This is a genomic window from Salmonella sp. NW884 (genome assembly GCF_051700745.1).
GTDB lineage: Bacteria > Pseudomonadota > Gammaproteobacteria > Enterobacterales > Enterobacteriaceae > Salmonella > Salmonella enterica.
This window is the reverse complement of sequence record NZ_JAMMDE010000019.1, coordinates 12554-32303: the sequence shown is the minus strand read 5'-3', so window position 1 is coordinate 32303 and position 19750 is coordinate 12554. Positions and strand designations below refer to the sequence as shown.

General features: G+C 53.3%; 21 protein-coding genes. 11 read left to right on the top strand and 10 right to left on the bottom strand.

Annotated elements, in window-relative coordinates:
- Window positions 1–397: 397 nt before the first annotated feature.
- Complete coding sequence (purH, locus tag NA197_RS22690; RefSeq protein WP_001187509.1) at window positions 398–1987, top strand: bifunctional phosphoribosylaminoimidazolecarboxamide formyltransferase/IMP cyclohydrolase; 1590 nt, start codon at window positions 398–400, stop codon at window positions 1985–1987.
- Window positions 1988–1998: 11 nt separating this feature from the next.
- Window positions 1999–3288, top strand: a complete 1290-nt coding sequence (gene purD, locus NA197_RS22685; protein WP_000866765.1) for a phosphoribosylamine--glycine ligase — start codon at window positions 1999–2001, stop codon at window positions 3286–3288.
- Here the strand turns inward: purD and zraR are convergent.
- Both zraR and zraS read right to left on the bottom strand, forming a co-directional pair.
- A complete protein-coding gene (gene zraR / locus NA197_RS22680; RefSeq protein WP_023138015.1) occupies window positions 3285–4610 on the bottom strand; it encodes a sigma-54-dependent response regulator transcription factor ZraR in 1326 nt (441 codons plus the stop codon). The genes purD and zraR overlap by 4 nt on opposite strands.
- Before the next feature lie 5 nt (window positions 4611–4615).
- Window positions 4616–6013, bottom strand: a complete 1398-nt coding sequence (gene zraS / locus NA197_RS22675) for a two-component system sensor histidine kinase ZraS (RefSeq protein ID WP_064043610.1) — start codon at window positions 6011–6013, stop codon at window positions 4616–4618.
- A gap of 253 nt (window positions 6014–6266) precedes the next feature.
- Here zraS and zraP point away from each other — a divergent pair, with 253 nt between their 5' ends.
- The gene (zraP, locus tag NA197_RS22670; protein WP_000828129.1) at window positions 6267–6722 is read left to right on the top strand and encodes a zinc resistance sensor/chaperone ZraP; all 456 of its coding nucleotides are present in this window, start codon (window positions 6267–6269) and stop codon (window positions 6720–6722) included.
- 41 nt (window positions 6723–6763) lie between these two features.
- On the opposite strand, the gene NA197_RS22665 is transcribed toward zraP, so the two are convergent.
- From NA197_RS22665 to nudC, 6 genes are all read right to left on the bottom strand, one after another.
- Window positions 6764–7456 carry a DUF1481 domain-containing protein gene (locus NA197_RS22665; RefSeq protein ID WP_064043603.1) on the bottom strand — a complete coding sequence of 231 codons (693 nt, stop codon included), beginning with the start codon at window positions 7454–7456 and terminating at the stop codon, window positions 6764–6766.
- Window positions 7457–7467: 11 nt separating this feature from the next.
- Window positions 7468–7740, bottom strand: a complete 273-nt coding sequence (hupA, locus tag NA197_RS22660; RefSeq protein WP_001044509.1) for a nucleoid-associated protein HU-alpha — start codon at window positions 7738–7740, stop codon at window positions 7468–7470.
- A gap of 186 nt (window positions 7741–7926) precedes the next feature.
- Complete coding sequence (locus NA197_RS22655; protein ID WP_000940092.1) at window positions 7927–8517, bottom strand: YjaG family protein; 591 nt, start codon at window positions 8515–8517, stop codon at window positions 7927–7929.
- Window positions 8518–8558: 41 nt separating this feature from the next.
- Window positions 8559–9230 carry a deoxyribonuclease V gene (gene nfi, locus NA197_RS22650; RefSeq protein ID WP_000362363.1) on the bottom strand — a complete coding sequence of 224 codons (672 nt, stop codon included), beginning with the start codon at window positions 9228–9230 and terminating at the stop codon, window positions 8559–8561.
- A 9-nt stretch (window positions 9231–9239) separates the two neighbouring features.
- Window positions 9240–10304 carry a uroporphyrinogen decarboxylase gene (gene hemE / locus NA197_RS22645; protein ID WP_000137619.1) on the bottom strand — a complete coding sequence of 355 codons (1065 nt, stop codon included), beginning with the start codon at window positions 10302–10304 and terminating at the stop codon, window positions 9240–9242.
- 40 nt (window positions 10305–10344) lie between these two features.
- Window positions 10345–11118 carry an NAD(+) diphosphatase gene (gene nudC, locus NA197_RS22640; protein ID WP_000373958.1) on the bottom strand — a complete coding sequence of 258 codons (774 nt, stop codon included), beginning with the start codon at window positions 11116–11118 and terminating at the stop codon, window positions 10345–10347.
- Window positions 11119–11210: 92 nt separating this feature from the next.
- On the opposite strand from nudC, the gene rsd reads away from it, so the two are divergent.
- From rsd to thiH, 7 genes are all read left to right on the top strand, one after another.
- Window positions 11211–11699, top strand: a complete 489-nt coding sequence (rsd, locus tag NA197_RS22635) for a sigma D regulator (protein WP_000934317.1) — start codon at window positions 11211–11213, stop codon at window positions 11697–11699.
- 363 nt (window positions 11700–12062) lie between these two features.
- A complete protein-coding gene (gene thiC, locus NA197_RS22630; RefSeq protein WP_064043604.1) occupies window positions 12063–13958 on the top strand; it encodes a phosphomethylpyrimidine synthase ThiC in 1896 nt (631 codons plus the stop codon).
- Complete coding sequence (thiE, locus tag NA197_RS22625) at window positions 13958–14593, top strand: thiamine phosphate synthase (RefSeq protein ID WP_023200832.1); 636 nt, start codon at window positions 13958–13960, stop codon at window positions 14591–14593. The genes thiC and thiE overlap by 1 nt, the downstream gene beginning before the upstream one ends.
- On the top strand, window positions 14586–15344 hold the full coding sequence (thiF, locus tag NA197_RS22620; RefSeq protein ID WP_079849457.1) for a thiazole biosynthesis adenylyltransferase ThiF: 759 nt from the start codon (window positions 14586–14588) through the stop codon (window positions 15342–15344). Before thiE ends, thiF begins: the two co-directional genes overlap by 8 nt.
- On the top strand, window positions 15325–15525 hold the full coding sequence (thiS, locus tag NA197_RS22615; RefSeq protein ID WP_064043606.1) for a sulfur carrier protein ThiS: 201 nt from the start codon (window positions 15325–15327) through the stop codon (window positions 15523–15525). The genes thiF and thiS overlap by 20 nt, the downstream gene beginning before the upstream one ends.
- 1 nt (window position 15526) lies before the next feature.
- Window positions 15527–16297: a thiazole synthase gene (thiG, locus tag NA197_RS22610; RefSeq protein WP_064043607.1), complete on the top strand. Its 771-nt coding sequence runs from the start codon at window positions 15527–15529 to the stop codon at window positions 16295–16297.
- A complete protein-coding gene (gene thiH, locus NA197_RS22605) occupies window positions 16294–17427 on the top strand; it encodes a 2-iminoacetate synthase ThiH (protein WP_001627471.1) in 1134 nt (377 codons plus the stop codon). Before thiG ends, thiH begins: the two co-directional genes overlap by 4 nt.
- A gap of 220 nt (window positions 17428–17647) precedes the next feature.
- On the opposite strand, the gene NA197_RS22600 is transcribed toward thiH, so the two are convergent.
- A complete protein-coding gene (locus tag NA197_RS22600; RefSeq protein ID WP_064043608.1) occupies window positions 17648–18676 on the bottom strand; it encodes a type III secretion system effector arginine glycosyltransferase SseK1 in 1029 nt (342 codons plus the stop codon).
- A 380-nt stretch (window positions 18677–19056) separates the two neighbouring features.
- Between NA197_RS22600 and NA197_RS22595 the strand changes: the two genes are divergently transcribed.
- Window positions 19057–19401, top strand: a complete 345-nt coding sequence (locus tag NA197_RS22595) for a hypothetical protein (RefSeq protein ID WP_064043609.1) — start codon at window positions 19057–19059, stop codon at window positions 19399–19401.
- Window position 19402: 1 nt separating this feature from the next.
- Here NA197_RS22595 and NA197_RS22590 read toward each other — a convergent pair whose 3' ends face one another.
- The gene (locus tag NA197_RS22590; protein ID WP_001654075.1) at window positions 19403–19729 is read right to left on the bottom strand and encodes a hypothetical protein; all 327 of its coding nucleotides are present in this window, start codon (window positions 19727–19729) and stop codon (window positions 19403–19405) included.
- Between the last annotated feature and the right edge of the window lie 21 nt (window positions 19730–19750).

The following is a 19750-nucleotide window of genomic DNA, read 5'->3' as shown; positions in this document are numbered from 1 at the left end:
TTTTCTCTTCAACCGACCGGCTGTTTGTGTGAAGTGATTCACATCCGCCGTGTCGATGGAGGCGCATTATAGGGAGTTCTCTGCTGACCGCAATAGAAAAATTGCAGAAAAATGACTGTTTGCTGCATTCCCCAGCAAAACCCCTGGTTATACCCATTTACGCACAGACTTATCCACAAAATGCGCGTTCATCTCCTGGATCTTCTCACTCTGCAAATGATCTTTCAGGGATAAAAGCGGGGCCAGAATTTAAAAAGAAAAATTCGCGAGCGTTGCGCAAACGTTTTCGTTACAATGTCGCCGCAAAATGAGAATACCCCATAAGGGGCGTTAGCTGAGTTTTTCACGAAAAATTCAGCTAACGCTCTCTGTAATCGTCAAATCCAGGGGATTTACCATGCAACAACGTCGTCCAGTCCGCCGCGCTCTGCTCAGTGTTTCTGACAAGGCCGGTATCATCGAATTCGCCCAGGCACTTTCCGCACGCGGTGTGGAGCTGCTGTCTACGGGGGGCACCGCCCGCCTGTTAGCAGAAAAAGGCCTGCCGGTGACCGAAGTTTCCGATTACACCGGTTTCCCGGAAATGATGGATGGACGCGTAAAGACCCTGCATCCAAAAGTCCACGGCGGCATCCTCGGTCGTCGCGGCCAGGACGATGCCATTATGGAACAGCACCACATCGCCCCTATCGATATGGTTGTCGTTAACCTGTATCCGTTCGCCGAGACCGTGGCACGCGAAGGCTGCTCGCTGGAAGATGCGGTAGAGAACATTGATATCGGCGGCCCGACCATGGTGCGCTCTGCTGCTAAGAACCATAAAGACGTGGCCATCGTGGTGAAGAGCAGCGACTACGACGCCATTATTAAAGAGATGGATGCTAACGAAGGTTCTCTGACCCTCGACACCCGTTTCGATCTCGCGATTAAAGCCTTCGAACACACCGCCGCCTACGACAGCATGATTGCCAACTACTTCGGCAGCATGGTTCCGGCCTACCACGGTGAAAGCAAAGAAGCCGCCGGTCGCTTCCCGCGTACGCTGAATCTGAACTTCATTAAGAAGCAGGATATGCGCTATGGCGAGAACAGCCACCAGCAGGCAGCCTTCTATATAGAAGAAAATGTGAAAGAAGCGTCCGTTGCCACCGCACAGCAGGTTCAGGGCAAAGCGCTTTCTTACAACAACATCGCTGATACCGACGCGGCGCTGGAGTGTGTGAAAGAGTTCAACGAGCCAGCCTGCGTAATCGTCAAGCACGCTAACCCGTGCGGCGTGGCGGTGAGCACCACTATTCTCGACGCTTACGACCGTGCGTATAAAACCGACCCAACCTCCGCGTTCGGCGGCATTATCGCCTTCAACCGCGAACTGGATGCCGAAACCGCGCAGGCCATTATCTCCCGCCAGTTCGTGGAAGTGATCATCGCCCCGTCCGCAACCGAAGAGGCGCTGAAAATCACCGCCGCCAAACAGAACGTTCGCGTTCTGACCTGCGGTCAGTGGGCACAGCGTGTGCCGGGTCTGGACTTCAAGCGTGTTAACGGCGGCCTGCTGGTTCAGGACAGGGATCTGGGTATGGTGAGCGAAGCTGAACTGCGCGTGGTCTCTAAACGCCAGCCGACCGAGCAGGAGCTGCGCGATGCGCTGTTCTGCTGGAAGGTCGCCAAGTTCGTGAAATCCAACGCCATTGTGTATGCGAAAGAGAACATGACTATCGGTATAGGCGCAGGCCAGATGAGCCGCGTGTACTCCGCGAAAATCGCTGGCATTAAAGCGGCTGACGAAGGTCTGGAAGTGAAAGGTTCCGCGATGGCCTCCGACGCGTTCTTCCCGTTCCGTGACGGTATTGATGCCGCTGCCGCCGTTGGCGTGAGCTGTGTGATCCAGCCTGGCGGTTCTATCCGTGATGACGAAGTGATTGCCGCTGCCGACGAACACGGTATTGCGATGATCTTCACTGACATGCGCCACTTCCGCCATTAATGGAGCGAAACATGAAAGTATTAGTGATTGGTAACGGCGGACGCGAACACGCGCTGGCCTGGAAAGCCGCACAGTCGCCGCTGGTTGATACTGTTTTTGTCGCACCGGGTAACGCCGGTACCGCGCTGGAGCCCGCGTTGCAGAACGTGGCTATCGGCGTCACCGATATTCCGGCGCTGCTGAGCTTTGCCCAGCACGAGAAGATTGACCTGACCATCGTTGGCCCGGAAGCGCCGCTGGTGATTGGCGTGGTCGATGCGTTCCGCGCGGCGGGTCTGAAGATCTTTGGCCCAACCGAAGGGGCCGCCCAACTGGAAGGCTCCAAAGCCTTCACCAAAGATTTCCTCGCTCGTCACCAGATTCCGACGGCGGAATACCAGAATTTCACCGAGATTGAGCCAGCCCTGGCTTATCTGCGTGAGAAAGGCGCGCCGATTGTCATCAAAGCTGACGGTCTGGCTGCCGGTAAAGGCGTTATCGTGGCGATGACGCTGGAAGAAGCCGAAGCCGCCGTTCATGACATGCTGGCAGGCAACGCCTTTGGCGACGCGGGCCACCGTATCGTGATTGAGGAGTTCCTCGACGGCGAAGAAGCGAGCTTTATCGTGATGGTCGACGGCGAGCACGTGCTGCCGATGGCCACCAGCCAGGATCACAAACGCGTAGGCAACGGCGATACCGGCCCGAACACCGGCGGCATGGGGGCTTACTCTCCGGCTCCAGTGGTGACCGATGAAGTCCACCAGCGCACCATGGAACGGATCATCTGGCCAACCGTGAAAGGCATGGCGGCAGAAGGGAATACCTATACCGGCTTCCTGTACGCGGGTCTGATGATCGACAAGCAGGGCAACCCGAAAGTTATCGAGTTCAACTGCCGCTTCGGCGATCCGGAAACCCAGCCGATCATGCTGCGCATGAAGTCGGATCTGGTGGATCTTTGCCTGGCCGCCTGCGACGGCAAGCTGGATGAGAAAACCTCCGAGTGGGACGAGCGCGCTTCATTAGGCGTGGTGATCGCCGCGGGCGGTTATCCGGGCAACTACAACACTGGCGATGAGATCCACGGCCTGCCGCTGGAAGAAGTGGCTGACGGCAAAGTCTTCCACGCTGGCACTAAGCTCGCCGACGACGACCGTGTGCTCACCAGCGGCGGACGCGTCCTGTGCGCCACCGCGCTGGGCCACACCGTCGCCGAAGCGCAGAAACGCGCTTACGCCCTGATGACCGACATCCGCTGGGACGGCAGCTTCAGCCGTAACGACATTGGCTGGCGCGCCATTGAGCGTGAGCAAAACTAACGGCTGAGTTTAGCCAGCAGCGTTTTGCGCGTAATGCCCAATTGACGGGCGGCTTCCGTTTTGTTGCCGCCCGTTTTTTCCAGCGCCGCCAGAATCACCTCTTTCTCCACATCGACCAACGGTTGGATTTCGGCGCTGTTTTCCGCTTTTATCGGCGTCGCGGCAATAGCGAGAGGCAATTCGCGTTCAGAAATGTATTCTCCCGTCAGCAACACCACCGCTCGTTCGATAGCGTTTTCCAGCTCACGGATATTACCCGGCCAGTCGTAGTGGATCAGCAGATCCATCGCCTGCGGCGTAAACCCCTTCACCGCTTTTCGGTTACGTTCGGCAAAACGCCGCAGAAAATGGTCTGCCAGTAGCGGAATATCTTCCCGACGCTGGCGCAAAGAAGGCATTTCAATCGCCACCACATTCAGGCGGTAATAGAGATCCTGGCGAAAACGACCAGCACTCACCTCTTCCGCCAGGTCGCGGTGGGTAGCGGCAATTAACCGAACATCCACAGATATCGTCTGGTTACTTCCCACGCGTTGCACTTCGCGCTCCTGAATCGCCCGTAGCAAACGTACCTGCATTAACGGCGAGATATCGCCGATTTCATCAAGAAACAATGTCCCGCCGTCAGCTTCGACAAAGCGTCCCTCCCGACGTTTATCCGCACCGGTAAACGCGCCTTTTTCGTGTCCGAACAGCTCAGACTCCAGCAGCGATTCATTAAGCGCGGCGCAGTTGAGCGTGACCAGCGGTCTATCGCTCCTGGCGCTACAGGCGTGTAGCGCCCGCGCCACCAGCTCTTTACCCGTGCCGGAGTCTCCGTGAATCAATACCGTGGCGTCTGATGGTGCGACCATCGCGATTTCATTCAGTAAATGTTGCATCGCCGGACTGCTGCCAATCATGCCAAACTGCGCAGCCGACGCCGATGGCAATTCAGCGCCCGTTTCCCGCGTATGCGCCAACGCCTTTTCCAGCGTCTCCTGCAGACGGTCAAAATCCAGCGGTTTAATTAAATAGTCGAGCGCGCCGGCTTTCAACGCCTCTACCGCCGTTTCCACGCTGGAGAATGCCGTCATAATCAAAATCGGAATGGCGGGGTTGAGCGCTTTAATCTCCTTCAGCGTGGCGATACCGTCCATCTCCGCCATACGCACATCGCACAGTACCAGATCAAAGACTTTCTCACGCACCTGAGCCAACGCATCATGCCCACTGTAGGCCAGAGCGACGTTATAGCCCCAGCCCCGAAGCAGCGCCTGTAAAATCGTGCAGTGGCTTACATCATCATCCACAACCAGAATATCGATTTTTCCGCGTATCACCCTTGTTAATCCTGTTGTCTCGCTATCACTGGCAACCAGATAGTAAAGACCGCGCCTTTACCCTCAATACTTTTCACCTTAATCGCACCGCCATGCTGTTCGATGATATTTTGCACCACCGCCAGCCCCAGGCCTGTCCCGTCAGCTTTGGTCGTAAAATAAGGCGTAAAAATCGCCTCCAGCTGATCCGGGGCGATCCCTTTCCCGCTATCGGTAACAGTGATGATAACGCGGTCGGTCCCACTTTCTTTTGCCTCTACGGTAATCGTTCCCTGGCGGCCAATCGCATGAATAGCGTTCAGGTACAAATTCAATAGCACCTGAGTCAGCCTGTCCGGGTCAGCCTGAATACGCTTAAGCGTCTCATTCGCCGTGAATTTCAACTGAATCTCTCTGCTTTGGGCATCCTGACTGACCAGATTCAGGGAGTGAGTAATAATATCATTGAGGTTAACCGCCTGGAGCGTCAGATGCGCGGGCTTTACCAGTTCGAGCAATTCGCTTACCACCCGGTTCAAACGGTCGGCCTCTTTGGCCATCACCTGCGCCAGTTCATGCGACTCGCCGCCGGCAGGCGTGCGCTCGGCAAAGTATTTCGCCAGCCCTTTGATGGACGAGAGCGGGTTACGAATTTCGTGCGCGACGCCCGCCGCCAGATGCCCCATCGCCACCAGCTTTTCTTTACGCTTCATTGCATCAAGCAGTTCTCTGTGCGAGCGCTGATAACGCTGATGCCAAAAAAATGCCAGTAACGTTGCCAACAACACCGCCGCTAACGCAGACAAAACAATCAGCGTATTACGCCACTCCCTTGCCTGTGTCGCGGCCAGCTCGCTGGCGTCAAAGGCAATAAAAATAGTTTGTTTCGCTGGTTCGTCGTCATTGGCGCTACGCGCCATGCCGTGCCCCCTCATACCGTGACCTCTCATACCGAAAAGCGGCTGGAACTGACGGTAAATTTCCAGCGCAGGCACCGTCTCGCCGTTAGCAGCAACGTCGACACGCCGCCAACGCTCCTGCGGCCCGGGGTTTAGTTGATGCATTTCAGATGGGGAATAGAGCGATTTGCCCACCATGCCAGGGTTGCTATGAGTGATGATTACCCCCTGCGCATCCGTTACAGCGAACCACAACACGCCTGGCTGACCCGCCATCTCTTCCAGCAATGTCTGCTGCTGCGCGTGATGCATCCGCATTCCCATACCTACTCGCGTGCCGGACTCCAGAGCGCGAATGAGTACATTTCCCTTTTCCAGCAGCGTCTGCCTGGCGGCAGCGCTCTCACGGCCATAGTCGCGAATGACCATAATGGAAAATAGCCCCACCAGAATGAAGATCGCCGCAGGTAACAGCCGACTCAACCACGTTGCAGCGGCATCTTTATGTAATCGTATAAAACTCACAGGCTTCCCCGGCTCGTTTTTATTTTCCTTACTTAAGCAGAGATCATGCCATTCTTCGCTCCGCATAACCGCGCGTTGTCGCACACCCTTTCGGATACGGATGGGTAAAAATGACTCGCCAGGCGGGTCATGCGAGTCATTTTTACTCGCTTTTTGCCGCCTGAAGCGGGTTAACTCGCTGCCCGACAAGGAATAGTTACCTGGCACGGAAGATGCAAGAGAGAGGATAAGATGAGCAACAGGAGAACGCAAAATGAAACGGAACAATAAATCAGCTATCGCGCTAATCGCCCTCTCTCTTTTGGCCCTGAGCTCCGGCGCCGCCTTCGCCGGGCATCACTGGGGCAACAATGACGGTATGTGGCAACAGGGAGGTAGCCCGTTAACCACGGAACAGCAGGCGACGGCGCAGAAGATTTATGATGACTACTACACGCAGACCAGCGCGCTGCGCCAGCAACTGATATCCAAACGTTATGAATACAACGCGCTACTGACCGCCAGTTCGCCGGATACTGCGAAAATTAACGCGGTTGCCAAAGAGATGGAGTCATTAGGCCAGAAGTTAGATGAGCAACGCGTGAAACGGGATGTCGCGATGGCGCAGGCTGGCATACCACGCGGCGCAGGAATGGGCTATGGCGGTTGCGGCGGCTATGGCGGCGGTTATCATCGCGGCGGCGGTCACATGGGTATGGGAAACTGGTAAAGCATGTTTGCCGAATGGCGGCTTCGCCATTCGGTATTCCATCAAAAGGTTTTCGCTTGCGGCTGCCAGTGACAGAAATCTGAATTCGCCACCAGCAAAAGTTGCGATCCTTCCGGCGCCTCCAGCCATGCTACGCTCACCTCTACCGATGAGTGGTTCTGGCGGCGCTCAATGTGGCTTATTGCCCAGGAATCCAGATCCGGTTTCAGCGTTTCACCTTCACAGGTGGTTACCGTATGGTCGGCGTGCCAGCGTCCCTGGCGTAGTATGACCCGCCCCAGGCGCAAGGCGTCACTGGTCTGACGGATTTGTTCGGCGCGATAGCGATACAAGGCAATCTGATCGTTGGAAAGCTGCTGCTTCTGCTCCCCGACTTCACGCTGCATAAAACTGAGTTCGCCATGAGCGTCGAAACGCGCGCGAATATGTTCTGGCGGTTTGCTGTAAATATTGAGTTCAATAAGCGAAAGCGTATCACCCTGCCAACGATATTCGCTGGTCGTCGTGCTGCCGCTATGCCACGGGCTAAAAACAGAAAGCAGATGGACTTCATCGTTCGTATCTTTACGCCAGATACGCACCGCGCCGTGATCGCCGGCAAAGCCGCTGGCAGTAAACGGAGGCGGTGAAGCGTTATGACTGCAGGCAGTCAGCAACAGCGCGCCAGAAAACAGAAACGCGCGACGCCAGACGGACAAAAGGGGCTGATAAGCCCCTTCGATAAAACTGTTCACAGTTACGCGTCTTACTTAACTGCGTCTTTCAGAGCTTTACCAGAAACAAACGCCGGTACGTTAGCGGCGGCGATTTTGATTTCTTTACCGGTCTGTGGGTTACGGCCAGTGCGCTCAGCACGGTGGTTCACTTTGAAGGTACCGAAACCAACCAGTTGTACAGCATCGCCTTCTTTCAGAGACTCAGTAATAGCAGCCAGAGTGGATTCCAGAGCAGCTTTAGCCTGGGTTTTGGACAGTTCTGCTTTGTCTGCAATTACATCAATCAGTTGAGTCTTGTTCATAAGTTATCCTTACAATGTGTTTATCGCTTGCTAAGCATCGAGTGCGACGGAAATGCCAGAAAAGCACTCTCCTGCATACACGCACCGATAGCCACTTTTTTTCGCCTCCCAAATGTAGACCAGACGGGGGGCATAAGGGAAGCCTTATGGCACGACAAATCAGACGTTAAATCACGTTTTCTGGTGTCATTGCTGAAAATTTATACCGATATTGCTCTCACCAGCCTCGCGCAGGTCTGCCCTGAGCCCTTTTATCAGTTCAATATCGCGTTCTTCGCAGTCGGCTAAAAGTCGGAATATTTCCCACTGAATATCCCATTCCTGTTCAACGGCAGGGTTCGTTTTGAGCTCCTCATCGGTCATTTCCCGACCAGCCTGAGTCATTTCCAACATCGCTACCGTAGTAATGGAAGTCTTACTAACCTCAATAGCGTGTTCCAGCGTTTCGCCGCTAAGGCGAGAATGCATTAATTCGCTTAATGCGACGCAGGCATCAATCGCCGGGTAAACGCCGTACAGATCATAGTCGTCAGCTGCCGGAATTGCCTCTTCAAACTTCTCCAGTTGGCTATCGAAATTGACCTTTGCATCTTTCACCGTCAGGGTTTCCCAGATCAGATCCAGAATGCGACGGTAGATCTGTCCGTCGCCGAATTCCGTCTGCTTGCAAAACATGGCGTAGTTCGGGTACATGCGCTCGCACAAGCAGGCCATAAAGGTAACGTGCTGCCAGCTTTCCAGCCGCTCCAGACGCAAATGAATCGGGTTTTGTAACATGATGGAATCTCGAATCGGAAATTAGCGGCAGTTTACCTGAATCAGCGCTGAATTTCTTGCCAACGAACAAACGCCGGACGTCCGGAAGCGACGGCATCCGCCCAGCGCGTCGGCTCCGGCAGGCGATACCCTTTCATACAGCGCTGTACCCACGCCAGCGCGCTGTCAGTACTGACCCGGTGCCCCGTCGCGATAAACAGCGGATTACAGCGCGCCTTGCTGCGCCATACCCACGCCAGTTGCTCGCCTTTATCCATTAAGGGGCTAAGTGCGCCAGGTTCGGTGGAAAGTGGCTCAAATTTACCGCATAGCCGTTTTTTCGCTACGCCGATGGTCGGCACGTCCACCAACAGTCCAAAATGACTGGCGACGCCAAGCCGACGCGGATGCGAAATACCGTGACCGTCCACAAACAGCAAATCGGGCTTTTGCGAGAGCTGTTCCCACGCCGCCAGCAGAGCAGGATATTCACGAAAAGAGAGAAAGCCGGGGATATACGGCATGGTGGTGGCAATACGCGCCACCTTGTACTCTACCAGTTCAAGCGACGGATATTTCAGCAATACCATCGCCGCCCGCGTCACCTCGCCCCCCTGCTCAAAACCGACGTCCGCCCCGCCGATAAACGCTGGCGGATCTTTGTCCAGGCGATCTTCGCGGCAAACCGATGAAGCAAGTTCTATCTGTTGAGCGCGTAGCGACGCGAGATCCATACTAACTCCTTAGTTGTGATACTGCGCAGAAAGTCGGTGCACTGCCTCCACAAATGCGCCAGCATGTTCTGGCGGCACATCCTGATGGATGCCATGTCCAAGGTTAAAGACGTGCCCTTCTCCCTGACCGAAACCAGCAAGTATAGTCGCTACCTCGTCTTCGATCCGTGCCGGCGGCGCATACAGCATCGAGGGGTCCATATTGCCCTGCAGCGCCACTTTATGGCCAACGCGACGGCGCGCATCGGCGATATCTGTCGTCCAGTCGAGACCCAGCGCGTCGCAGCCGGTTTCCGCCATCGCCTCCAGCCACTGACCGCCACCTTTAGTGAACAGCGTTACCGGCACGCGGCGACCGTCGTTTTCACGCAGCAGGCCATCGACGATTTTATGCATGTAGTAGAGGGAGAATTGCTGGTAATCGCGGCCAGTCAGCACGCCGCCCCAGGTATCGAAAATCATCACCGACTGCGCACCCGCTTTAATCTGCGCGTTGAGGTACAGCGTGACGCTTTTCGCCAACTTATCCAGCAGCAGATGCAACGCCTGCGGGTCAGCGTACATCATCTTTTTAATCACCGTGAAGGCTTTGCTACTGCCGCCTTCCACCATGTAAGTCGCCAGCGTCCACGGGCTGCCGGAGAAGCCGATCAGAGGAACCTCGCCTTTTAGTTCGCGGCGGATGGTCCGTACCGCATTCATCACATAGCCCAGTTCATCCTCCGGATCGGGAATGGGCAGCTTATCGACATCGGCTTTGCAGGTGACAGGGGCCGTAAAGCGCGGGCCTTCCCCGGCTTCAAAATAGAGCCCCAGGCCCATCGCGTCCGGAATCGTCAGGATATCCGAGAAAAGGATCGCCGCATCAAGCGGATAACGGCGCAGCGGCTGTAAAGTGACCTCGCAGGCCAGTTCGGCATTTTTGCACAGCGACATAAAATCGCCCGCCTGAGCGCGAGTGGCTTTGTACTCCGGTAGATAACGGCCCGCCTGGCGCATCATCCACACTGGCGTAACATCAACGGGCTGGCGCAGCAGCGCACGTAGATAACGATCGTTTTTGAGTTCGGTCATTTTTACATTCCTTTAGCGTTGATGCGCCCAGTGTAACATGTCAATCATATTCAGCCCGACACATTGCCACCGTATCTTCGATCAAACGGCGCGCGACGGTGCCCGGTGGCGGTAGTAGCGGCAGATCGTCATAACGGTACCAATTTGCTTCCAACAGTTCTTTCGGGTCGATGACAATCTCGCCGCTGTCATACTCCGCCATAAAAGCGGTCATCAACGACTGCGGGAAAGGCCACGGCTGGGAAGTCACATAGCGCAGATTTTTCACCTTAATCCCGCTCTCCTCCATTACCTCTCGCGCGACCGCCTGTTCTAAGGTTTCGCCGACTTCAACAAACCCGGCCAGCACGGTATGCACGCCGTTGCGGTGGCGAACGTGCTGGGCAAGGAGGATCGAATCCTCACGGCGGATCGCGACGATAATGCAAGGGGCGATTTGCGGGTAGTAACGCTCGCGGCAATGGCTGCACAGCATCGCCCATTCGGTTTTACTCGGGTGCATAGGGTGCCCGCAATAGCCGCAAAATTTATGCGATCGGTAAAACTCCGCCAACTGTACGCCACGTCCCGCCAGTTGGAACAGCCCTGCATCCTGATCGATAACCTGGCGAACCGATCCCATATCATGGCGTCGATGCTGTAACACCAGCCAGACGGGCTCGCCTTGCCATTCACCTATCCGGAGTGCGCGCTGCCCCACAAGATCGAAATTTGCTGCCAGCCCGTGTGGTAATTCCCCATACGGCAACCATAATTTTTGTTCATGGCTGACGATCCACCAGCCACTCTCTAATTTTTCAATTATACGATCCATAGCTCTTGCACTACCTTTGCTTCACTGGCATGTTGTTAACATTATTTTTACATTCATGGCGAGCAGCCTTTATCTAACTTGCGGAGACAATCATGCTAAACCAGCTGGAAAACCTGACGGAGCGCGTTGGCGGAAGCAACAAACTGGTCGATCGCTGGCTGGATGTACGTAAGCACCTGCTCGTGGCTTACTACAACCTGGTTGGCATTAAGCCTGGCAAAGAATCGTACATGCGGCTGAATGAAAAAGCGCTGGATAATTTTTGTCAGAGCCTGGTCGATTACCTTTCCGCCGGGCACTTCAGTATTTATGAACGTATTCTCCATAAATTGGAAGGAAACGGTCAGCTTTTACATGCGGCAAAAATCTGGCCGCTGCTGGAAGATAATACGCAGCGCATTATGGATTATTACGACACCAGCCTGGAAACTGCCATCGATCACGATAATTGTCTCGAATTTCAACAAGCTCTGTCAGATATCGGCGAAGCGCTGGAAGCCCGCTTTGTTCTGGAAGACAAGCTGATTATGCTGGTGTTTGACGCGATGCACGACGGCGCCAGAGTCAAACGTCCCGCTTGAGTTCTGCGCGAGTAACGGGTAGTTTACTTCAGCCCCCTCTTCGGAGGGGCGGTTATCTTGTCGGAGTGCTAATTTTCCACAAAAGCGTTCGTGATGCGTCAAGGCGGCAAGTCGGTGAATCTCCAGGAGCTTACATAAGTAAGTGAATGGAGTGAGCGGACGAAGCCAACGAAGAGGCAGCGCGAAGGATGAAGTGGAAAAGGCTGAGACCGTTAATTCGGGATCCGCGGAACCTGATCAGGTTAATACCTGCGAAGGGAACAAGAGTAATTCTGCTTTATGCTGCTGCCTTTACGGGCGGCGCACATCCATTACTCCATCCGTCGTCTGACAAGCCACGTCCTTAATTTTTTGGAATGAGCTATGTCTACAACAACGTTAACCCGCCGCGAGCAGCGCGCTAAAGCCCAGCATTTTATCGATACGCTGGAAGGCACCGCGTTTCCCAACTCGAAACGCATCTACGTGACCGGTTCGCAGCATGATATTCGCGTACCGATGCGCGAAATTCAACTTAGCCCCACGCTCATCGGCGGCAGTAAAGACAACCCGCAGTTTGAAGAGAACGAAGCCGTACCGGTATACGACACCTCCGGCCCCTATGGCGATCCTGAGGTGGCGATTAACGTCCAGCAGGGTCTGGCGAAACTGCGCCAGCCATGGATTGACGCACGTAACGATAGCGAAGAATTAGACGACCGTAGCTCGGCTTATACCAGAGAACGTCTGGCCGACGATGGCCTGGACGATCTGCGTTTTACCGGCCTGCTGACGCCAAAACGCGCTAAAGCGGGCAAGCGCGTCACCCAGTTACACTACGCCCGCCAAGGGATCATCACTCCCGAAATGGAGTTCATCGCCATCCGTGAAAATATGGGCCGTGAGCGCATTCGCAGTGAAGTGCTGCGCCACCAGCATCCGGGGATGAACTTTGGCGCGCGCCTGCCGGAAAACATCACCCCGGAATTCGTGCGTGATGAAGTCGCCGCGGGCCGCGCGATTATTCCCGCCAACATCAACCACCCGGAATCGGAGCCGATGATTATCGGCCGCAACTTCTTGGTCAAAGTGAATGCCAACATCGGTAACTCGGCGGTCACCTCCTCCATCGAAGAAGAGGTGGAAAAACTGGTGTGGTCAACCCGCTGGGGCGCGGATACGGTTATGGACCTCTCCACCGGCCGCTATATCCACGAAACCCGCGAATGGATCCTGCGTAACAGCCCGGTACCGATCGGCACCGTCCCGATCTACCAGGCGCTGGAGAAGGTCAACGGGATCGCCGAAGATCTTACCTGGGAAGCGTTCCGCGACACGCTGCTGGAGCAGGCCGAACAGGGCGTCGACTACTTCACCATTCACGCGGGCGTGCTGTTGCGCTACGTGCCGATGACCGCCAAACGCCTGACCGGTATTGTCTCGCGCGGCGGTTCGATCATGGCGAAGTGGTGCCTCTCGCATCACAAAGAGAACTTCCTGTTCGAACATTTCCGCGAGATTTGTGAAATCTGCGCCGCCTACGACGTTTCCCTGTCGCTGGGCGACGGCCTGCGCCCCGGCTCCATTCAGGACGCCAACGACGAAGCGCAGTTCTCCGAGCTGCATACGCTGGGCGAGCTGACCAAAATCGCCTGGGAATACGACGTGCAGGTGATGATTGAAGGCCCGGGTCATGTACCCATGCATATGATTCAGCGCAACATGACCGAAGAGCTGGAGAGCTGCCATGAAGCGCCGTTCTACACCTTAGGGCCATTGACCACCGATATCGCGCCGGGCTATGACCACTTCACCTCCGGGATCGGTGCCGCGATGATCGGCTGGTTTGGCTGCGCGATGCTGTGTTATGTGACGCCGAAAGAGCATCTCGGCCTGCCGAACAAAGAAGATGTGAAGCAGGGGCTAATCACCTACAAAATCGCCGCCCACGCCGCGGATTTAGCCAAAGGACATCCGGGCGCGCAGATCCGCGATAACGCCATGTCGAAAGCGCGCTTCGAATTCCGCTGGGAAGATCAGTTTAACCTCGCGCTCGACCCGTTCACCGCCCGCGCTTATCACGATGAAACCCTGCCGCAGGAGTCCGGCAAAGTCGCCCACTTCTGTTCCATGTGCGGGCCGAAATTCTGCTCGATGAAAATCAGCCAGGAGGTCCGCGACTACGCCGCCGCGCAAGCCATTGAAGTCGGCATGGCGGATATGTCGGAGAACTTCCGCGCCAAAGGCGGCGAAATTTATCTCAAACGGGAGGAAGCCTGATGTATCAGCCTGATTTCCCGACCGTGCCGTTCCGCCTCGGGCTTTACCCGGTGGTGGACAGCGTTGCATGGATTGAGCGTCTACTGGAGGCGGGCGTGCGCACGATCCAGCTGCGTATCAAAGATAAACGCGATGAAGAGGTGGAAGCGGATGTTATCGCTGCCATCGCGCTGGGGCGTCGTTATAACGCCCGTCTGTTTATCAACGACTACTGGCGTCTGGCAATTAAGCACCGCGCTTACGGCGTGCATCTGGGTCAGGAAGATCTCGAAACCACTGACCTGAAGGCGATTCAGGCGGCGGGATTACGCCTCGGCGTATCGACCCACGATGATATGGAGATAGACGTCGCGCTGGCCGCTAAGCCTTCTTATATCGCGCTGGGTCATGTCTTCCCCACGCAAACCAAGCAGATGCCTTCCGCCCCGCAGGGGCTGGCGCAGCTGGCCAGTCATATTGAACGACTGGCGGATTACCCGACCGTCGCGATCGGCGGCATCAGTGTGGAACGCGCTCCGTCGGTGCTGGCGACCGGCGTCGGGAGCGTGGCGGTGGTTAGCGCCATTACTCAGGCCGCCGACTGGCGCGCCGCTACCGCGCAGTTACTGGATATTGCGGGAGTTGGCGATGAATGACCATGATTTTATGCGTTATAGCCGCCAGATCCTGCTCGGCGATATCGCGATTGAAGGCCAGCAAAAGTTGCTCAATAGCCATGTATTGATTGTCGGCTTAGGCGGATTGGGTTCGCCTGCCGCGCTGTATCTGGCGGGAGCAGGCATCGGCAAACTAACGCTGGTAGACGATGACGACATTCATCTGAGCAATTTACAGCGCCAGATTCTATTTACCACTGATGATATCGCGCGTTCAAAATCTCAGGTTGCCCAGCAGCGCCTGACACAGCTCAACCCGGATATCGAACTGATATCACTCCAGCAGCGACTAAAAGGCGAGGCACTGCGGCATGCGGTAGCACACGCCGACGTGGTGCTCGACTGTACCGACAACATGGCGACCCGTCAGGAAATTAACGCCGCCTGCGTGGCACTGAATACACCATTAATTACCGCCAGCGCCGTCGGCTTTGGCGGCCAATTGATGGTACTGACGCCACCGTGGGAGCAAGGCTGCTACCGTTGCCTGTGGCCGGACGATGTCGAGCCTGAACGCAACTGCCGTACCGCCGGTATCGTCGGACCGGTTGTTGGCATGATGGGCACTTTGCAGGCGCTGGAGGCGATTAAATTACTCAGCGGTATTGAGACGCCCAGCGGAGAGCTACGCCTGTTTGACGGCAAAACCAGCCAGTGGCGCAGCCTCGCGCTGCGTCGCGCCAGCGGCTGTCCGGTATGCGGAGGGCAGCATGCAAATTCAATTCAATGATGAGCCGATGCAGTGCGCCGAAGGGCAAACCGTCAGCGGGCTGCTTATCCAGCTCAACCAGCTCAAACCGGGCGCAGCGTTGGCGCTCAATCAGCAGATCCTGCCGCGCGAGCAGTGGCAGCAGCAAATCGTGCAGGAAGGCGACCAGATCCTGCTTTTTCAGGTTATTGCAGGGGGTTGAGATGTTACGTATTGCCGACAAAACGTTTGATTCACATCTGTTCACCGGTACCGGAAAATTTGCCTCGTCGCAGCTGATGGTCGAGGCGATTCGCGCCTCCGGCAGCCAGTTGGTGACGCTGGCGATGAAGCGCGTGGATTTACGTCAGCACAACGACGCTATCCTGGCGCCACTCATTGAAGTGGGCGTCACGCTGCTGCCCAATACCTCCGGGGCGAAAACTGCCGAAGAGGCGATCTTCGCCGCCCAACTGGCGCGCGAAGCGCTGGGAACCCACTGGCTGAAATTAGAAATCCATCCGGACGCCCGCTGGCTGCTGCCGGATCCGATCGAAACGCTAAAAGCCGCCGAGGCGCTGGTGAAGCAGGGCTTCGTGGTGCTGCCCTACTGCGGCGCGGATCCGGTGTTGTGCAAGCGGCTGGAAGAGGTCGGCTGCGCGGCGGTGATGCCGCTCGGCGCGCCTATCGGTTCGAATCAGGGGCTGGAAACCAAAGCGATGCTGGAGATTATTATCCAGCAGTCCACCGTGCCGGTGGTGGTTGATGCGGGCATTGGAGTGCCCAGCCATGCGGCGCAGGCGCTGGAAATGGGCGCTGATGCGGTGCTGGTCAACACGGCGATTGCCGTGGCGGACGATCCGGTAATGATGGCAACCGCTTTCCGCCTGGCTGTAGAAGCGGGAGTACTGGCGCGTCAGGCGGTGCCGGGTAATCGTAGCACCTACGCCAGCGCCACCAGCCCGCTCACCGGATTTCTGGAGGCCCTGTCATGAAAACCTTCAGCGACCGTTGGCGGCAACTGGAGTGGGACGATATTCGCCTGCGCATCAACGGTAAAACCGCCGCCGACGTGGAGCGCGCGCTGAACGTCGCGCATCTTAGCCGGGACGATTTGATGGCGTTGCTCTCCCCCGCCGCCGCCGATTATCTGGAACCGATGGCGCAGCGGGCACAAAGGCTGACCCGACAACGCTTTGGCAACACCGTCAGTTTCTACGTGCCGCTTTATCTCTCAAACCTCTGTGCCAACGACTGTACCTACTGCGGTTTTTCGATGAGCAACCGCATTAAGCGTAAAACGCTGGATGAGGTGGATATTCAAAGGGAGTGCGATGCTATCCGTAAACTGGGCTTTGAGCATCTGCTGTTAGTCACCGGCGAACATCAGGCCAAAGTCGGCATGGACTATTTTCGCCGTCATTTACCCACCATCCGCCGTCAATTTTCCTCTTTACAGATGGAAGTCCAGCCCTTGTCGCAAGAAAACTATGCGGAGCTCAAAACACTGGGGATCGATGGCGTGATGGTTTATCAGGAGACTTATCATGAGGCAATCTATGCACAGCATCACCTGAAGGGAAAGAAACAGGACTTTTTCTGGCGGCTGGAAACGCCGGATCGGTTAGGCCGGGCAGGTATCGACAAAATCGGTCTTGGCGCGCTAATTGGTCTGTCGGACAACTGGCGGGTGGATTGCTATATGGTGGCGGAGCATCTGTTGTGGATGCAGAAACACTACTGGCAGAGTCGCTATTCTGTTTCCTTCCCGCGTCTGCGTCCGTGTACTGGCGGTGTGGAACCCGCATCTGTGATGGATGAAAAGCAACTGGTGCAAACGATTTGCGCTTTCCGGTTATTGGCGCCGGAAATTGAATTATCACTCTCCACCCGCGAATCGCCGTGGTTTCGAGACCATGTGATTCCTCTGGCAATCAACAACGTCAGCGCCTTCTCAAAAACGCAGCCCGGCGGCTACGCTGACGATCATCCGGAACTGGAGCAGTTTTCTCCCCACGATGCCCGTCGGCCTGAAACAGTAGCAAGCGCGTTAAGCGCGCAAGGATTGCAGCCCGTCTGGAAAGACTGGGACAGTTGGCTGGGGCGCGCTTCGCAAACGCGGTGAACCCGTATGTAAACGCATTAGTATTTCACGAACGAGTACGTAATGCGAAAAACGGGAGATTGTTATCGACCTCCCGTTTTTTTATGTCCGTTCTGAACAGCACTGCGATTTTAAAGTTGGCTGTAGTAGAGAAAACTGAGCATCAAATATTTTTTCGCCGAAACTTGATAGTTTATGCCAATATTTTATGTATTCAATAGCATGATTATTGCCATTTCCACTACTGCACATGCCTAGCCCATGAACTTTGCGTAAACTGACTGGTATTCATTATAATGTTATCATGCTTAAACTCAATAAAATCGCAAAAAGAATTATAATCTTCATTTAAAGAATAATTAAAATGTTTTCTAATTCCATTACATACACCATCAGAATAGGGATCAGCATCAAATTTAGTATGCATTATTTCTAATCCAGCAAGTAAAGCCGGGTGGTTATTGCGATCAACAGCTATTATCCCGTTTTCCATAGAAGCACGGCCATCTATCCTTTCTACATGAACAGCGATTCCATCCGGAATATATATACCCCCCAATTTTTCCGTGATAATCATATCAGCATCGAGATATATACACCCACTATTTGTTGATAAATCATAACACCCAACCTTATCCGCCTCCAGGAATAACTGACCAGCCTTTAACATAGCCATATTCCTGTAAAAATCAAACCATACATGGCCTTTATCCAGTAAGTAAGATTTAATTAATGAATCATTATCCTCTTGAATATCACTCAATTCTTTTTTCAATAGCTGCAGTAAATGATAATCCCTTTTTTCTTCTGGCATGGACTCTTGCTTAGAAATATTTTCCATATAAATTTCTGATAATTTTTTATCGTACATGCTAAAGTCAATATCATTTCTATATATGACTTTTATGTTTTCATAGTCATACTCAAGTTTTGAAAAAGCATCCTTTTGTCCCGGAAAAAAATCACCATCTACAAAAATACCTATAAGACGTTCTTTTTCAATTGTTGCTGCTTTAATGATATTGTTAAGGTAGGGGTTTTTCTCTGTGTTAATTATAGGTATATCATTTTTCCCAAAGCGAGCAGGATTCCGCTCAAACCACTGGAAAAGAAGAGGGGTTTTCTCATCTAAAAAGCACAAGGGATAATCTTTTCCATTAAAACTTGTAAACTGAATGTCCCTGTTGGTAACAGTTTTAACCAATTCATTTTTTGAAAGCGCGGGAACATATCTATTTAATGGTGGAATCATAACAATTAAATGCTCCATACTTACTTCATTACATATTTTACATGATGATTATTAGCACATGTTTTTTAGCGTTGCAATCGCTGTCAGCTAAAAGATGCTAAACTAAGCATTAACCGGAGGATACATAAATACCCTACCAGTGAGCAATTAAATAAATAATTTATTAACTTTACTTTTATTCCAGAAATGGCATCATATTTATAATTCCTGTAATAAGAGCAAACAAAGACCTTAATGGAATTAAATCCTTCATTTAATAATTTAAAATGTCCCGCGTAAACAATCAATAAAACAGGCTTATCATTTAATGTATGAACAGCAGGTATTTTATAATGGCGAGCCAATAGACTTTAATAACTTAGATTTATGGGATAAATTTAAAGTCACATTTGGACTCAATGTTACAGAAAAAAACAAACCCAATGATAAAAAATTTCAATTTTGAGTATTGTGGATTCTCTACTTTTATTACGCCGGTTGATGGCGTTGGCGGGATTTTAGCAAAGTGGCTCTCAAACAAACATAATGTGATTGTCCCAACGCCTTATACATTCGGTCAAGACCCCATTCCTGGCGTCAATCTTTATCGTAATACAAAAGCAAAATTTGTTATGGCTAACGGCGGTAATAGTCTTCCCTGTGCGATGGCAAAATATAATGCAACAACTGGACAATTTATTCATATAACCAGTGACAATGAGTTTTCACAAATAATGCGAGAAACAAGAGTCATGAAAAAATAATTCATTTATTCATTAAATTTATAATTACAGATAAAATCAAGAGCCAGCATGGCATTGAAAAATAAAATACGGCTTTTTTATCCGCGCTGGTTTTGACTTGATGAAGAATAACGGTGGCGACAATAATAATAAGACAATAAATAAATATAAGTAATGATTTATGGTGAAGTATATATAACGATAGAAACAATAAAAAAGCGGACAGAACGTTTGAAATGGTTATCTTTTTTGTAAATACTAAAAGACTAAACATTAAATAGATTAATGAAATAATCGCTGGCATTTTCTTTCCTTGCAGGCAAGCGACCCGGAATTCGGTATCCAGCATGAAGCTGGTGGAGGGATAAAT

Coding starts and splice junctions, on each gene's coding strand:
- purH (WP_001187509.1), top strand. CDS start 398: ATGCAACAACGTCGTCCAGTCCGCCGCGCTCTGCTCAGTGTTTCTGAC.
- purD (WP_000866765.1), top strand. CDS start 1,999: ATGAAAGTATTAGTGATTGGTAACGGCGGACGCGAACACGCGCTGGCC.
- zraP (WP_000828129.1), top strand. CDS start 6,267: ATGAAACGGAACAATAAATCAGCTATCGCGCTAATCGCCCTCTCTCTT.
- hupA (WP_001044509.1), bottom strand. CDS start 7,740: ATGAACAAGACTCAACTGATTGATGTAATTGCAGACAAAGCAGAACTG.
- NA197_RS22655 (WP_000940092.1), bottom strand. CDS start 8,517: ATGTTACAAAACCCGATTCATTTGCGTCTGGAGCGGCTGGAAAGCTGG.
- nfi (WP_000362363.1), bottom strand. CDS start 9,230: ATGGATCTCGCGTCGCTACGCGCTCAACAGATAGAACTTGCTTCATCG.
- hemE (WP_000137619.1), bottom strand. CDS start 10,304: ATGACCGAACTCAAAAACGATCGTTATCTACGTGCGCTGCTGCGCCAG.
- nudC (WP_000373958.1), bottom strand. CDS start 11,118: ATGGATCGTATAATTGAAAAATTAGAGAGTGGCTGGTGGATCGTCAGC.
- rsd (WP_000934317.1), top strand. CDS start 11,211: ATGCTAAACCAGCTGGAAAACCTGACGGAGCGCGTTGGCGGAAGCAAC.
- thiC (WP_064043604.1), top strand. CDS start 12,063: ATGTCTACAACAACGTTAACCCGCCGCGAGCAGCGCGCTAAAGCCCAG.
- thiE (WP_023200832.1), top strand. CDS start 13,958: ATGTATCAGCCTGATTTCCCGACCGTGCCGTTCCGCCTCGGGCTTTAC.
- thiF (WP_079849457.1), top strand. CDS start 14,586: ATGAATGACCATGATTTTATGCGTTATAGCCGCCAGATCCTGCTCGGC.
- thiS (WP_064043606.1), top strand. CDS start 15,325: ATGCAAATTCAATTCAATGATGAGCCGATGCAGTGCGCCGAAGGGCAA.
- thiG (WP_064043607.1), top strand. CDS start 15,527: ATGTTACGTATTGCCGACAAAACGTTTGATTCACATCTGTTCACCGGT.
- thiH (WP_001627471.1), top strand. CDS start 16,294: ATGAAAACCTTCAGCGACCGTTGGCGGCAACTGGAGTGGGACGATATT.
- NA197_RS22600 (WP_064043608.1), bottom strand. CDS start 18,676: ATGGAGCATTTAATTGTTATGATTCCACCATTAAATAGATATGTTCCC.
- NA197_RS22595 (WP_064043609.1), top strand. CDS start 19,057: ATGTTACAGAAAAAAACAAACCCAATGATAAAAAATTTCAATTTTGAG.
- NA197_RS22590 (WP_001654075.1), bottom strand. CDS start 19,729: ATGCTGGATACCGAATTCCGGGTCGCTTGCCTGCAAGGAAAGAAAATG.